Source organism: Vibrio sp. Evd11, assembly GCF_900382755.1.
Lineage (GTDB): Bacteria > Pseudomonadota > Gammaproteobacteria > Enterobacterales > Vibrionaceae > Vibrio > Vibrio lentus.
The window spans coordinates 1-15084 of record NZ_OSDX01000013.1 but is presented as its reverse complement, the minus strand read 5'-3'; the positions used below and the strand labels follow the sequence as shown (position 1 = coordinate 15084).

The window sequence follows — 15084 nt, the reverse complement described above, 5'->3', positions numbered from 1 at the left end:
AGCTGTTAGCTGTTAGCTGTTAGCTTGCTCTAGTTCAATCGTTTGATCAGCGGCTTTCGCTGCGTCTAGCATCTTACGAATAATGAACGATGCTGCCATTGCGATACCAACCATTACAACAGCTAGAATAGTTAGTAACTGGAAGTAATCACCGTAAACCGTTTGCACGATTTCTTGTGTGATTGCTTGGCCTTTCTCAAGTGCAATTGACGTTGAGAATACCGCGCCAACAATACCGGATAGTGCGATTGCTACAGAGAATAAGCTTACTGAGAAGTTCTCGATGTGCTTAGGTGCAACAGACAAAATGAACGCTACAACCATAGAACCAACAATAACTTCACCAAACGCTAGGAAGAAGTGGATTGCTAGGAACACTTCCGGGCGAATCAGAATATCTTCACCAACGGTCGTTACTGCCATCGTTAAGATACCAAAAGCGATCGCCGTCAGAATGAAAGAGAAACCTACTTTGGTAGCGGTTGAGAAGTGAATGTTTTTCTTTTCTAGTTTAGAGAAGATGCCCGTAATGATAGGGCCTGCAACCATACACCAAAGTGGGTTCATTGCCATTGAAGCTTCAGGGGCTACAGGGATGAAGCCAAATAGATCGCCACGCATTGTGTTGATCGCAACCATTGTCATCGAAGTCATCATCTGTCCGTAGTACACGAAGAAACATGTCGTCAGGAATGTGATGATTAAGATCGTACCCATCTTCAGCATGTCTGATTTTTTCGACTTCAGCATCAAAGAAACAAAGTAGACGATCGCTGCACCACCAATTGCGTATACGATGTTTTGGCCAATATCCATGTTAGAGAACATGAAGAATACCAAGCCAATCATTGCTGCAGAAAGACCAAGGAATGCCGCCCAGTTCTTAGTGCTTACCGGTTGTTGATCGATTTCAGCACTGGCTTCAACAAGGCCTTTGCGAACAAAGATCATCATTAGCAGCGCAGCGCCCGCTAGAACAGCTGAAAGAAGGAAACCACCGTGGAAACCAACAACAAGCACTAGCATTGGGAACAAGTATTGGCCTAGTAACGCACCAATGTTGTTTACTGAGTAGTTAATCGGGTAGCAGTTTTCAAAATCTTCTTGAGTTTTGAACGTGCGTTTGTAAAGACTTGGGTAAGAAGGGGACATCAAACCACGAGCATAACTTGCTAAAGCGATACCACATAATGCCATCGGTACATTGGTAGCAGCTGCACCGAGTACCAGTAAAACATAACCACTTGCGAAGCCTAAAAAGGCAATAGTCAAAGATCGGTATGCGCCTAAAAATTTATCGGCGATGAAGCCACCTGCGATAGCAAACAGCGGTCCGATTGCAGAGAAAGCACCAACAACCATCATGGTGTCGGCTTCATTGTAGTTCAGATCTTCAAGGAAGAAACGAGTCAAGATCACCATGACGCCATAGAACGAAAGTCCGAACATCATTTGGCAGAACATCATTGATTTGTTTAATCTATTCCACATTATTTTATTCTCACATTTGTGTTGATATGTAGTGTAATTGCCCAATTATAATATCATTAGTAGCAATACATAAACTGAAACATGTGTCCCAAACAGAACTTTACTCGATATACCTTTTCTTATGAGCACATTGATATTTCTCATGAATGAAATCTGCAATATTAGATTTTGCTAGTGGATGCATGGCTGTGTGAAATTTAACCATTTTTTATTTGTGGCTAAGTAATGAACAAATAAAGGAAAAGTTAGCGATGGTCATCTTGTAAAGTTTTTCAAGTGAATACCATTTTCAATTGGCCGTTGGGTTTTAGCCATTAAAAAAGCCAGCTTGGCAGCTGGCTTTGTTTTGATATTGAAAACTAAGTTTACAAGAATGCCATCTCTATAGGGGTTTTCTGAACTCGTGTTTTATACCAATCGTAGTAAATAACTGGTCATCCTAGCTGGTTAAAACGCTCAATAACTGCGTTAGAAATTTTGATTGTAGAATAACTACTTATCGAAACTTCTTATCGAGAAGAGCCGCCTTGTTCTTGAGCCTTTTTCCTGCGCTATTTATGATCACTTACTTACTGTGATTGGTATTCGCGGTTATTCACAAGGTGGCGCCATGTGGATCACGGCCAAGCCACCTAAAGATGTTTCACGGTACTTCTTGTTCATGTCTTTACCCGTTTGGTACATGGTTTCGATAACCTTGTCTAACGAGATAAGGCATTTGCTGGTGCGTTTCAGCGCCATACGTGATGCATTGATTGCCTTCATCGCGCCCATAGCATTACGTTCAATACACGGTACTTGAACAAGCCCGCCGATTGGGTCACATGTCATGCCAAGTGAGTGCTCCATTGCGATCTCAGCTGCAATACAGATTTGCTCGTTGCTGCCACCGCGTAGGGCGGTTAGGCCAGCCGCTGCCATTGAAGAAGATACGCCAACTTCGCCCTGACACCCCACTTCTGCACCAGAAATTGAAGCGTTGGTTTTGTATAAGATGCCAATAGCGCCAGATACTGCTAAAAAGTCTTTCAACTGCTTGGTATCTAGCTCTTTGATGAAGCGGTGGTAGTACATCAATACTGCAGGAATAACGCCAGCAGCACCGTTAGTTGGTGATGTCACAACCTGACCACCCGCTGCGTTTTCTTCACTCACGGCGAAGGCAAACAGGTTAATCCAATCCATGATCTCCATTGGATCATTTTCAATCGAAGCATTCGCTTCCAGTTTTTTCAAAAGAGCTGGCGCTCGACGGGTGACTTCTAGTCCGCCATCAAGAATGCCTTCAGTGTCAAAGCCACGCTGCATACACAGAGACATTACCTTCCAAATTTGGTCAGCTTTTTGGTCAATCACATCCATGTCTTGGAAAGACACTTCATTACGCAGGATTAAGCCGCCAAGGCTAAGCCCTTGTTGTTCAGACAATTCAAGCAATTGGTCGGCAGAAGTAAAAGGGAATTCAACTTGTGTTTCTGCTTCCTGCTTGCCATTTTGCAGTTCATCAGCGGTTGCAATGAAACCACCACCGATAGAGTAGTATGTTTCCATGTCCAACAGTTCACCATTCGCGTTAAAGGCTGAGATAGTCATGCCATTTTCGTGAAGTGGTAGGTTGGTTTTATGAAACAGTAAGTCGCTGTCTACGTCGAAGTGAATTTCATGGTTGCCGCTCACCAATAGCGACTTGTCTTCAATCGCTTTACGCATTGCTAGATTCGCACTGGTGATTTTGATGGTGTCAGGGCGGTTACCAAGAAGACCTAATAGGGTTGCACGATCGGTGTGGTGGCCAATACCTGTTAGTGACAATGAGCCGTATAGGTCTATTTGAATGCGGGTAACTTGATCAAGTACCGATTCAATTCTTTGGGTAAAATTAAACCCAGCGATCATTGGTCCATTTGTATGGGAGCTGGAAGGCCCAACCCCGATTTTGTAAATGTCAAAAATAGACAGCATAGTAACTTCCTGTGAAGACGGTTCGATGAACGAACTCTGTATAAAATTTATATTTTGTGCGTTTTACTTTTTAGTGAAAACAGACCTTGGTTGAAACAGTTTTTTGATTGAGCTTGTTCTTTGTTTGAAACGTCTCTTTTATTGAGGCTTGTGTTAGCAAACGTAAAGCAATGAAATGCATGAGCGTGTTATTTTTGCTTAAAAGCGGCACGTCTATTCTTGCATTACCTATGTGTCGCTATGAATAGTGAGCATTATTGCGAGCAACATATAAGAATTTCAAAATACTTTTGTTAACAACTATTGTATACATAATTCACTTCATCTAATCACTAAAACGAGACTTGAACATAAAATGAGCATTAATCACCTCCTTATTGTGCTGGGTAAGCGACTTAATGAGAATAAATTGACTGATGAGGGAATCAGTCGTGTTGATGCTTTAGTTGAGTATTTAATGGTGGAAGCGAACCAGCAAACTGCGGTCGCATTTTGTGGTGGGGTTACGCAAGGGCAAAACACCTCCGAAGCTGATGCCATGCACCAGTATTTTCGAAAGCTGGAAAGCCAGCTTGAAGCGCCGTTTGTGTTGGGTGCTATCTTACTTGAGCAGCTTTCGACAAACACGGTCGAGAACATCCAGAATTTGGCTTCAGAAATGATTGCAAGCGGGCTTTTTACACGTGGGCAGAGTGTCAAAGTAACTTTCGTTTCGAATGACTACCATTTACAACGTATTTTCGAGATTCAATCGCTGATGGATGAACAAGGTCTGCTTAAAGTGCTTGTTGACAGGTGTTCCGAACTTGGTGTGGATTTGCAAATAGATCATCAGTTAGAGGCTCATGTGGCGGTGCCATATCCTCATCAAGGCCCTCAAGGGCGATTGTTTTTGCTCATGGATGTACTGACCACTTATCGAGTTTATCTCGAAGGTGTCGTGGCAGGGTCTTTTGAGCGAGATCTAGAATCCGTAAGGCAAGAACCAGAAAGGTTATCTATTGAAGCGTTAGTGAAAGCGAGAGGTTGGATAGAATCATCTCCCCGTTTTGATATTGTGGATACACTCATTCCGGTATTGGAGCGTTGTATTCTTCAAACTCCAGTTGGTTCAGATATAGAAAAAGCCAGGGAGTACCTAGCTTTACTAGATACAAACCTGACTTTCTTAAATCGATATTTAGACCCAGAGCAAGATAAGACTCAGCGCTTGTGGCGATAGGTAATTATTTCTTTCTCGTGATGCCTATAACGGTCTTTAAACTAGCAAAAGCAATCAGACAGTAAGCTAGAAGCTCAGTACCTTCTTCTGCGATAGTCTTAACATTACTAATATAATGTTCCCCCATTACGCCATGCCAAAAACTGCCCATGCCAAATAAGCGAGAGAAAACAAGCAGAAGCATAACACCAGTAACCAGCATGTTCATGTGTGGGGATGCAAGAATAAGCGCAAGCTGATCAATGGTTCGTTTACCATTTTTAATTGCATAGAAGATTGCGCTACCAGCAACTAATAGGGCAGGGACAACCCAAGCGCCGTGTATGATCATGTCAAACCAATAATCTAATTCTCGGATGAACATTACGGCAAAGAATGCGCTGATTAACACAGCGGCATATTTTACCTCAGGACGTTTTTTAGCGAGGTAAGCAAATGCACCAAAGGAGATGATTAAAAGAAATTGCTGTAGCATTTCAGTGACTGAATTTTCGCCGATTTTTCCATTCAATAAAACGAAATCAATGCGGATTGCTAGGTTGACTATTATACCAATCGCTAATACTACTAGCGCTGTTTGACAGCGTTTGTAGATTACCTCAGAAGTCGATTGAGACAGGCTGAATTCAGGTATCTCAAAGGACATATGATTTTGTTCTTTCGATTTTGTTTGTACTTTCATAATCAACACTACTTGTAAATATTTGTAACAGAGTTGCAGTCTATTTACTTTGCTTGCTCGAATGTCATGAAAATGTCAAAAATAAAACACTGTTCAATTGGTGTGTGTATACGGTAAACCGCTGCCTTGAGGCAGGCAGTTTACGTAACGTACTAGAATTTTTGGGGCGGGGTCTTACAGCGGTGAGGTTAGAAACTCGCAGTCGAAGTGATTACTTTTCAGCTTCTTGCTCGTGGTTATTGCGGTAGTACTCCCACTGTTCAATACGCTCACCGTCATCGAATACACAGTAAGTGGTACGTTGATTGTTTTCAGTCACCGTATCTAATTCGCCATCTTGTTGAACACAATAAACCGCAGCTGGGTTAGCGACTGAAACACGTTGGCCTTCGCTATATTCTGCATAGTCGTTTGCACAACCGCCTAATACAACGGCAAATACAGCCATCAAACCAATTTTCTTCATGTTTATCTCCTACGTGATAACTCTATAATCGAATGCGTTAAGTTCTACAGAACCAAATGAGAAGCTCTATGAAACTAGTATATTTTAGATTTCAGAAAAGGTTGTCCTAATTTGGTCAAGATATTGAAATAGGTTGATATTTCTTCATGTTTAGCTGCTTTTTGGGTGTTAGATCAAGCTAAGAGAGACCCTGGTATTGCGAGATCAGTATACGGAGAACTTAGGGTTTTGAAGTGGAACTGACTCTTTCAAGGCAATGCATAAACTGGCTTAAAGAGCGTGGTGTTTGATGTTGTGTCACTTGTTCTTAGCCTCGAATCTATTCTCTATTATGATATGATGCCGCCCAAATTCAGTTGAGCAGTCAGAATCATGAGACATCTAAAAACCACAATTCACCCTGATATCGATCACCTAGACAATAAAACTGTATACAAGCGTAACGCTGCACGTGCAATTGTCTTAGATGGTGAAAACATTCTGATGCTGTACACCGAGCGCTATCACGATTACACCATTCCTGGTGGTGGTTTGGATGAAGGTGAAGATGTGATTGCTGGTATGGTTCGTGAACTCGAAGAAGAAACGGGTGCAAAGAACATTCATAGCATCAAGCCGTTCGGCATTTTTGAAGAGTTTCGTCCTTGGTATAAAGACGACGCAGATATGATGCACATGATCTCTTACTGCTACTCATGCAAGATCGATCGTGAGCTTGGTGAAACGGCTTACGAAGATTATGAAGTGAAAAATGGGATGAAACCGGTGTGGATGAATATCCATGAAGCGATTGCCCATAATGAAAAGACCATGGACGAGAGCCCGAAAAAGGGCATGAGTATTGAGCGTGAAACCTTCTTACTGCATTTGATTGCCAAAGAGATGCTGTAAGCAGCAATAACTTTTTCCTTATCAAGCTTCTATTTTTTAAACTTACTAATTATTAACCGTCTAAGAGTCCTGTGCTTTTAGGCGGTTTTTGTATCTGACACCAACCACTTTGTTTGAAAGTGAATGTAGTGCTCGTCTTTTGACTTTCCTATATAGGTATAAATCGTAGTTAAAGTCGGTGGTTTTTAAATTGACGTAACACTTAAGCAATTTGATTCTTATTTTGAATATATCGAGAACGAGCTCTAGATTTAAAATGAAAATAAATGAAATCACCTTTAATTTCATTATCTTAAATTCATACTTTGCTTAATTGAAAACTTGGCCTTCCTCTTGCTTCATTGACTAAGCAGCTCGCTTTATCGATACCAAAATAACAAACCACTACTTTTGCTTAGTTACGAGTTTGGGATGCGGAAAACTTTTGTTTAACCGTCGTTCAGAGTTCACACACTTTTCAAGGAAATCGCTCATGCGAAGAAGAAGTCGAGGTTTACTATGAAATACAAGCAAGTTATTTATCTTATGACGGCAGTAGTCAGTGTCCCTATCTATGCAACGACGGTGGATTTGGACTTTTCAAACCATATAGAGTCAACTAATGGGAGTAGTAGCTGGGCGGGACCGACGTACGATGGGGTGTCAATGCATTTTCTGAATGTCGGAACACATGATGGAAAAACAATAGATGCCAAAGTGTCTAGTAATGTGTTTGGTGATGCGACATTTTTGTTTCATGCTCCCAACTACAAAGTTGGCGCAACGCAGCCTTCAGGAGATATTGGCTTTCTTTACCAAACTAATTCTGCGGGCTCGGCAGGCTTAATCTATACCTTTGAATTTTATGATGGTACGGAAGGTCTCTCCGGAACCTTCTCAGTACCTTATACTATTCCTGAGTTTGACATGATTGGTTATGACATAGATGGAGAACCCTCACAGTCTGAACAAGTACGAGTCTTTAAAAGTGAAGGTTTTTTCAGCTATCAACTTGGTAGTGCGAGCGCAAGTTTGACGGCAGAAGAGAGTGCCGATGGGACTTCAGTCTTATTCACGGGGCCTGGTACAAACTACTCTGAAACAGACACTTCAGGGGCGGTTAAATTCACCTACAAAAACACTTCTATCGTCACACTTCAGTTTGAAACGGTTACCACGAGTACTGGACCTAACCCTATATTCTCTGCATTTGATGGTAACTGGGAGTTATCCGGTTTTACAACTCCCATCGAAAGCTCAGACGAATCTGATTTTGGTGATGCGCCTGATAGTTACGGCACGTTACAAGCGAGTAATGGTGCTGAACATGCGATTTCGTCAACGCTTTATTTAGGTTAGGTGCTAGCATTGATGCTGATACCGACGGACAACCTGGTGCAGCATCCAATGGCGACGACTTGGATATTGGCGGGAACGACGACGATGGAATTACCTTGTTGTCCAATCTAGAAATTGGATTAGACAGCTTAATCAATGTCAACGTAGTCGGTAGCGGCTATCTACAGGCTTGGGCTGACTGGGACATGAATGGTGTTTTCGATGATGACGAGCAAATACTGAAAAATCATTCTGTTGTCGATGGAAGCCAAGTTGTTCCTATTCGTGTCGGCGACGGTGCAGTCGTTGGTACTGTACAAACTCGATTCCGCTTGGCTAGTAGCCCCAACATTCCTAGCGATGGCTATGTCGGTGATGGGGAAGTTGAAGATTACGTTTTCAATGTAACCGACCCAGGGACCACGATCCAACACTCTAATTACTACACTGCGGCCTTTGAAGATAATTGGCCAGAAGTGGGCGACTTTGACTTAAATGATGTCGTTGTTTACTACCGAACCACCATCTTAAGTAAAGACGATGCCGTTCTTCGAATGGATATTACTGGCACTGTCATGGCTTATGGAGCTTCTTACGGCAATGGTTTAGGTTGGAAGCTCAATGGATTCGATGAGTCAGATGTTGATCTGCAAACTGCTCGAGTACAAAAGATGGGGCGACTCGCGTTAATATTTCACCATTTACTGGTGAGGACAAAGCGGTTGCATCGCCAGGAGGAGACGTTGTCGTTGTTGCATCTCTAAATTTAAGAAACGATCTGCCCATTAATGCCGAGTGTATGTTCCACCGTACTAACCCATCTTGTAGCATGTCTCTGGAAGCAGATAATATGACGTTTAGTATTTCACTACCGTTTGCTTCTGGAAGTGAGCCAACTGTGAGTTCATTGATGCCATTGAGTGGTTTTGACCCATTCATCTTTGGTCCGGGTCAAGGTTTGTATCACGGTTCGAGTTTCACTGGTTCTCAAGGGAAAGATCTCGAGATTCATACAGCCGATTTCCCACCGACAACTCGCGGTACGTTAGTCAGTGATTTTTATGGCATAGCGCAGGATGACTCGGATCCATCGAGCAACAAATACTACAAAACCACACAAAATATGCCTTGGGGTATCTTAATTTCATCTCCTTGGAATCACCCGGCAGAGTACATTGATATCAGTGAGGCGTATCCTGATTTTGCCGAATGGGCGACCTCAGGAGGTTCAGCAAAACCAACCTGGTACCAAAACCCGACTTCAGACAAAACTTGGTCTACTGAAGATTAATCAAGGAGGATTTATGAATACAACTAAACTAATGCTGAGTAGTGTAACTCTGGTCTTCCTTACTGCTTGTGGCGGCGGAGGCGGTGGTGGCGGTTCAACCAGTTCATCACCAAGTTCCGTTGCCCCACCGAGTAGCGCTCCTGCTGGCGGCAGTAACGCGGTTACCTCTAGCGTTGCACCTGCACAAGCGCTGAAATCAGTAGAGCTCTCGGTTCCGGAAGGTTTTGACTTCTCTACTGAGAGGGAGGTTGTTGTCACCGTTGATGTAGCAAGCTCACAGAGTTCCCGAGGCTTTATGAGTATCTACACTGATTTTAATGGAGAGGTTGTCGATTACACCTCACAAGTGTTGAGAACGCCGATCAATGAGGATATTGATTTTTCAACGACACTGCTTCTTCCAAATCATGTTGATAAGGTTTGGGTAGAAGTATGGTATCCATCAGCAATGGGAAGTGAAGTGAAGCGTTTAGTGGACATCAACAACGGGCAGGTAGACGTCGTCCTTTAAAGTTCATCATTTAACAAACCTAAAATATTTGCCGCCATTTTGGCGGCAAATATTCTTTTTGTAGCCTTGAAAAACAACGGAACGATTAAAATATAAATTTGGTTGACATTGTCAACCATGTCTTTTTGGTGTACCTTTAAACCTGAGAATGTACCAAGCTCCTGATGAATCCATGGTACAGCCGCGAACCCGTCCTCAAAGAAAGAATTCCATGAATAAAAGACAGTTTATTGCCCACTATTTGCGTATGAATCGCACTTCTTATTTGTTGGCGATAGTTTTCATTTTTCTCGTAAATTGGCTTCAAGTTGAAATACCACGCTATATCCAATTGGCGATAGATCTGATTGATGATGCTTCCTCAAGTGGCCATCAGCAGCTTCAAACCTATGTTTGGATTGTGGTTGGCATGTCGGTCGCCATGGTTGTGGTGCGTATATTGTCTCGTATCTATGCGCTTAACCCTGGGCGGATTACAGAGGCGGCGCTTAAGACGACACTTCTCCATAAATTAAACCGTCTACCTAACAGCTTTCACCAGAGGTTTGCGTCAGGCAGACTGATCTCCATCATCAATAATGACCTCAGTGGCATTCGCTTGCTCTTTGGTGTGGGCTTTCTGCAGTTCTTTAATGCCCTGTTGGCACTGTCATTAACACCGCTCTACATGTGGCGCATATCGCCAGAGCTTACGATGTATTCGATTATTCCTATCTCAATCGCTTTTGTGATTTTCCGAGTTGGTTTTAAACGAATGAAGACACTGCATTTAGAACATATGAAGCGTTTACAGAATCTGTCTGCTCAGTTGATGAGTTACCTATCAGGGATTGATTTGATCAAGAGTCAGCAGATGTCACCTTGGGTAAAGGCTGAAACCGAAAAGCTCAATCAGCTACTGCTTGAATGTCGCCTTAAGATCACTCGTATTCAAGTCTTCTTCATGCCTGTTCTCGATTATGCCAACGACTTAATGAAAATCATCATTCTGGGACTTGGTGGCTTTATGCTAATGCGGCAAGAGCTTACTTTAGGCGAAATAACCGCTTTCCTGACTTATTCTGTTTTACTCGCTATGCCATTGATGCAGCTCGGCAGAATCGCGACCATTTATCAGCGTGGCATAGTCGGAATTCAAAGCGCACAGACTATTCTTAATGCGCGAGTTCCAGAATTGGATGACGCGAAGTTGTCTGAATTAGACGTTGAATCTCTCAAGGGAAAGGCATTTTCTGTGCGCAACCTGAGCTTCCAATACGAAGGTGAGGAGCGACTCATTCTTGATAACATCAGCTTTGATATTCCAGCAGGAAAGAAAATTGGTGTATTAGGAGGAATTGGCTCGGGTAAAACGACGTTGGTTAACTGCTTGAATCACCATCTAGATGTGCCTAAAGGAACGGTTTTTCTCGGGGAAACAGACATAACAAGTTTCTCACGCAGTGATCTACGCCGTTATGTCAAAACGGTTACTCAGGATCCTTACTTGTTTTCAGCAACGGTTGAAGACAACATTCGTTTTGGCAGTTTGCATACTGAACTCGTAAAGAGTCAGGTTGATGAAGTTCTTGAGTTGAGCCAACTAGCGAATGACGTCACTCGTTTTGAAAACGGCGATCAAACCTTAGTCGGTGAAAAAGGGATCATGTTATCGGGTGGCCAGAAGCAACGCCTAAGTATTGCGCGTGCTTTATTAGAGCCTACAGATTTAATCATCATGGATAACGTTCTGTCAGCAGTCGATTATGAAACGGAAAGAAAGATCTTAGAAGGCCTGTTCAATCGATTGAAAAATCAATCTGTGCTGGTGGTTTCGCATCGTGTTAATGCCCTTGAATATATGGACGAAATCATTGTTCTGAATGAAGGGAAAGTGATCGCGAAAGGTGACCATGACACCTTATTAAAAACCTGTGCTTACTATTACAACACTTGGCAATTACAACAGAATGAAACGGAGGCAGCAGCATGTTAAAAGGTGTTGATGTTAAGTATCTAAAGCACTTTTTTAAGTTTGCTAAGAAATACAAACGCTCAGCAATTCTGGGTGTTGCGATGCTTCCGTTGTCGGTGATCACAAGCCTGCTGTTCCCTTGGTTGATTATTCAAGTGATCGACGTGCATTTGAGCAAGGGTGATATGGACGGGTTACTTGAGTATGTCTTCTATTTAGTTCTTGTCTTGATTGCCAGTTATGTGGTCGACACCACCTATTCGTATAATCTGCGAAAAACAGGCCAGTACACCATTACCGACATGCGCTCAGTACTGTTTGAGCGTGTGCTTAAACTGCCTCGTAGCTATTTTGATAACACACCGATTGGTGTGACTCTTTCGCGCCTGACCAGCGATCTAGAAACGATAGGCGAGACGTTTATTCAATCTGTCGTTGGATTGGTTAAAGACAGCATCAACACCATTGCTCTGCTTATTATGATGCTCTTCATTGATTGGCAGTTGACTATGATTGTGCTGATTATCATGCCTCCCGTGATGTACTTGACGGTCTATGTGCGTAATCGTCTCCGCGCGATGTATAAGGTTACTCGCTCAACACTGGCGCGTGGTATTGGCTTCCTACAAGAAGTGCTATTTGGCATGAAAACCGTTCAGATGTATCGCGCTGAGGAGCAAGTCGAGCAACGATACCAAGGCTACACGGATGAGTTTTTGCGAGCTCAAAAGAAGATCAATAAGTACGATGCGATTTTGTTCTCGTTTATCTCGGGCATCACCTCAATCACCATCGCGATTATGATCTGGTACGGTTCAGAGCAAGTCATTGAAGGTGCGTTAACATTGGGTGTGCTGATCGCATTCATCAACACGCTCGAAAAGGTGTTTGTGCCCATTCGTGACTTTACTTCTCAGATTGCCTCTATTCAAAGCTCGTTTGCGGCTTTTGACCATATTGAAGAGCTTTTTGTCGAGCCTACGGAAGAGGAAGGGCGCAACTTATTGCCATCTCATCAAGTCAAAAGCCAGCTCGAAAAGTTTGTCAGTCTTGAGTTCAAAAATGTGAGTTTCCGCTACAAAGACGACTCTCCATATGTTCTAAAGAATGTCTCTTTTGTTCTGGGGAAAGGGCATCAAATCGCACTTGTCGGTTCAACGGGTTCAGGTAAGTCGACGATTCTGCGTCTGATCTCTAAAACTTATCAAGATTATGAAGGCAGCATTTTGTTGAATGGCATTGAGCTGTCACAAATTTCAAGCGAAGACTCTGCCCACTTGTTCTCAATGATGATGCAAGATGTGCACTTATTTGAAGAGACGATTCAGTTCAATATTGCTTTGGGTAAGGAGCATCTTACTAGAGTTGAGGTTGAACAAGCAGCGCGCTATGTTTACGCCGATAAGTTTATTGAGCAATTGCCACAAGGCTATGATTTCCATTTAGAAAAGAATGGCTCAAATTTATCTGTGGGACAAACGCAGCTCATTTCGTTTGCAAGAGCGGTCGCACAAGGTGGGCAGCTGATGATGCTTGATGAGGCAACCAGCTCAGTAGACTCAATTACTGAAGACCTTATTCAAAAAGCGATGCAGCGCCTTTTTAAAGAAAAAACCGTGATTGCGATAGCGCACCGTCTGAGTACCGTCCGTCACTCTGACACTATTTTGGTGCTGGAAAAGGGTGAAATCGTTGAACAAGGCAATCATCAACAATTGGTCGCACACAATGGTATTTATGCCGGTTTGTTGCAAGAATCGATTGTAGAAACGAGCGATTCTCAAGCTACGGTAGCCTAATCATCTCAAGTCATACCTACCGTTTTCGATGAGATAAATTGCTGCTGATTATGCTTAATCAGTTTCGATTCTTTTCTGTTATCCCCAGTGGCTTAGGGAAAATAAACATATTTTACGATTATTAATATGTTATGATCTCCTTACTACTAAAGGGGTGTCTTAGGGCATCGGAATGTATGCGAGCAAGACGAACTTGCTTGTGTCAGTCACTTTCTGGCGAATATGGAATCGAAGATGTTGTTGGAAGAAGTTGTAGAAATTATTGAATTAACCGACTCAGACCATTTATCTCAAGCAATGGAACTGTTTAACGAGCATGGTTTTGTTGATGCTGAATCTTTGCCTTTTATGAATGTAGTGTTTGAAACCGCGCCGGATCAGCTTGCGAAGAAGTTGTCGCAAATTGGTTTTAAAGGTTTAGTGCAAGTCGAGAAGAATGAAGACGCATCGGGCTTCACCATTATTGATGCTGAACGCGTTCTGCTAAAAGATTCTGCTTAGTTGCAAGACTCTGCTTAACGACAAGATTCTTCTTAATTACCAGAATAAGATTCAGCGTAATGAAAAGACTCTATCCAGTTCAGTAACACCCGTTATGATTATTTGAGGTTAACACAGTGACAACAGCAACCGTTTCATCAACAGAGCAACATATTTCCAATGAACATGCGCTTCTCGGTGCATCGTTATTAGCGTCTCAAAAAGTTGAGTTGGCTCTGTTTAGTGTGATCTCTAAGTTAGCTAAAGCCTTACCAAAGGAAGCGCAACATCAACTAGGCTTGGACTTGGATACCTTTTTAAGAGAGAAGCCAAGTGAGCAAGCCTCGACTCTGAGCCACTACGAAAATACGTTTGGTGAGCAACTTCCTATGAAGGCTAATGAACTCAGCGATTTTATTTATCATCGAAACTTGGTCACTCGTGGCTTTTGGCGTGTGACTGGCGCTGATGTAAAAGGCGGCGAGAAACTAGAGAATCCAGAGCTCTATTTAAAAGAGTTCTTAGCCAAATGTGAATATTGGCAAGTGATGCTAGATACTCAAAAAAACTGAACAATTAAATAGATTGAATAAAGCCATAGCTTACACGCTGTGGCTTTTTTGTTTGTGCTCAAAAGTTCGAATTATTAAACCTAGATCATCATCTTCAACACGTAATTCTTAGAGACGAAGTGATGTTTAAGCGCAGCACTAATATGCAATAAGATTAAAAAAGCAAGGGCAACAACACAACTGGTGCGATGTAAATAGAAAAAGAAGCTGTTGATTGCAGGGTCGGTTATTAGGTTGTCGACGGTTGTTAGCCAAAATAATGAATAGGGCTCTTTAAGCATTAAATAACCGGTGCTGAAAACCATGAACATAACGAGATACATGAGTGAGTGGGCGAGTTTGGCAATACATATTTGACCGGCAGCCACAGAGGAAGGCATGGGTGGTGTCAGGGCGGGATCGCACTTTGTTAACAAATATGATCTAATATTGCCAAACCCATAATC

Annotated in this window: 12 protein-coding genes and 1 pseudogene; 8 read left to right on the top strand and 5 right to left on the bottom strand. The window is 42.5% G+C overall.

Annotation, left to right across the window (positions count from 1 at the left end; genetic code table 11):
• Positions 1–12 precede the first annotated feature (12 nt).
• Positions 13–1491 (bottom strand): peptide MFS transporter, encoded by a 1479-nt coding sequence (locus ED652_RS07915; RefSeq protein ID WP_122054201.1) that lies wholly within the window; start codon positions 1489–1491, stop codon positions 13–15.
• A 591-nt stretch (positions 1492–2082) separates the two neighbouring features.
• The gene (locus tag ED652_RS07910) at positions 2083–3453 is read right to left on the bottom strand and encodes an L-serine ammonia-lyase (protein WP_017105226.1); all 1371 of its coding nucleotides are present in this window, start codon (positions 3451–3453) and stop codon (positions 2083–2085) included.
• Positions 3454–3808: 355 nt separating this feature from the next.
• On the opposite strand from ED652_RS07910, the gene ED652_RS07905 reads away from it, so the two are divergent.
• Positions 3809–4675: a YdcF family protein gene (locus tag ED652_RS07905; protein ID WP_122054199.1), complete on the top strand. Its 867-nt coding sequence runs from the start codon at positions 3809–3811 to the stop codon at positions 4673–4675.
• A 4-nt stretch (positions 4676–4679) separates the two neighbouring features.
• Here ED652_RS07905 and ED652_RS07900 read toward each other — a convergent pair whose 3' ends face one another.
• A complete protein-coding gene (locus ED652_RS07900; protein WP_122054197.1) occupies positions 4680–5357 on the bottom strand; it encodes a hypothetical protein in 678 nt (225 codons plus the stop codon).
• A 211-nt stretch (positions 5358–5568) separates the two neighbouring features.
• Positions 5569–5823, bottom strand: coding sequence for a DUF333 domain-containing protein (locus ED652_RS07895; RefSeq protein WP_017105223.1), 255 nt, complete (start codon positions 5821–5823; stop codon positions 5569–5571).
• A gap of 372 nt (positions 5824–6195) precedes the next feature.
• On the opposite strand from ED652_RS07895, the gene ED652_RS07890 reads away from it, so the two are divergent.
• From ED652_RS07890 to ED652_RS07850, 7 genes and pseudogenes are all read left to right on the top strand, one after another.
• Positions 6196–6714: an NUDIX hydrolase gene (locus tag ED652_RS07890; protein WP_122054195.1), complete on the top strand. Its 519-nt coding sequence runs from the start codon at positions 6196–6198 to the stop codon at positions 6712–6714.
• A gap of 498 nt (positions 6715–7212) precedes the next feature.
• Positions 7213–9322, top strand: a pseudogene (locus ED652_RS07875) (LruC domain-containing protein).
• A gap of 13 nt (positions 9323–9335) precedes the next feature.
• Positions 9336–9833: a hypothetical protein gene (locus tag ED652_RS07870; protein WP_122054191.1), complete on the top strand. Its 498-nt coding sequence runs from the start codon at positions 9336–9338 to the stop codon at positions 9831–9833.
• A gap of 211 nt (positions 9834–10044) precedes the next feature.
• The gene (locus ED652_RS07865; RefSeq protein WP_122054189.1) at positions 10045–11808 is read left to right on the top strand and encodes an ABC transporter ATP-binding protein; all 1764 of its coding nucleotides are present in this window, start codon (positions 10045–10047) and stop codon (positions 11806–11808) included.
• The gene (locus ED652_RS07860; RefSeq protein WP_122054187.1) at positions 11802–13586 is read left to right on the top strand and encodes an ABC transporter ATP-binding protein; all 1785 of its coding nucleotides are present in this window, start codon (positions 11802–11804) and stop codon (positions 13584–13586) included. Before ED652_RS07865 ends, ED652_RS07860 begins: the two co-directional genes overlap by 7 nt.
• Positions 13587–13820: 234 nt before the next feature.
• A complete protein-coding gene (locus tag ED652_RS07855) occupies positions 13821–14087 on the top strand; it encodes a hypothetical protein (RefSeq protein ID WP_017111811.1) in 267 nt (88 codons plus the stop codon).
• A gap of 116 nt (positions 14088–14203) precedes the next feature.
• A complete protein-coding gene (locus tag ED652_RS07850) occupies positions 14204–14638 on the top strand; it encodes a hypothetical protein (RefSeq protein ID WP_017105215.1) in 435 nt (144 codons plus the stop codon).
• 80 nt (positions 14639–14718) lie between these two features.
• Here ED652_RS07850 and ED652_RS07845 read toward each other — a convergent pair.
• Positions 14719–15084: cytochrome b (locus ED652_RS07845; protein WP_174214622.1), on the bottom strand; the 366-nt coding region annotated here is incomplete at its 5' end.

Bases quoted from the DNA above. Each gene is read 5' to 3' on its own strand.
- ED652_RS07915 (WP_122054201.1), bottom strand. From the start codon at position 1,491: ATGTGGAATAGATTAAACAAATCAATGATGTTCTGCCAAATGATGTTC.
- ED652_RS07910 (WP_017105226.1), bottom strand. From the start codon at position 3,453: ATGCTGTCTATTTTTGACATTTACAAAATCGGGGTTGGGCCTTCCAGC.
- ED652_RS07905 (WP_122054199.1), top strand. From the start codon at position 3,809: ATGAGCATTAATCACCTCCTTATTGTGCTGGGTAAGCGACTTAATGAG.
- ED652_RS07900 (WP_122054197.1), bottom strand. From the start codon at position 5,357: ATGAAAGTACAAACAAAATCGAAAGAACAAAATCATATGTCCTTTGAG.
- ED652_RS07895 (WP_017105223.1), bottom strand. From the start codon at position 5,823: ATGAAGAAAATTGGTTTGATGGCTGTATTTGCCGTTGTATTAGGCGGT.
- ED652_RS07890 (WP_122054195.1), top strand. From the start codon at position 6,196: ATGAGACATCTAAAAACCACAATTCACCCTGATATCGATCACCTAGAC.
- ED652_RS07870 (WP_122054191.1), top strand. From the start codon at position 9,336: ATGAATACAACTAAACTAATGCTGAGTAGTGTAACTCTGGTCTTCCTT.
- ED652_RS07865 (WP_122054189.1), top strand. From the start codon at position 10,045: ATGAATAAAAGACAGTTTATTGCCCACTATTTGCGTATGAATCGCACT.
- ED652_RS07860 (WP_122054187.1), top strand. From the start codon at position 11,802: ATGTTAAAAGGTGTTGATGTTAAGTATCTAAAGCACTTTTTTAAGTTT.
- ED652_RS07855 (WP_017111811.1), top strand. From the start codon at position 13,821: ATGTTGTTGGAAGAAGTTGTAGAAATTATTGAATTAACCGACTCAGAC.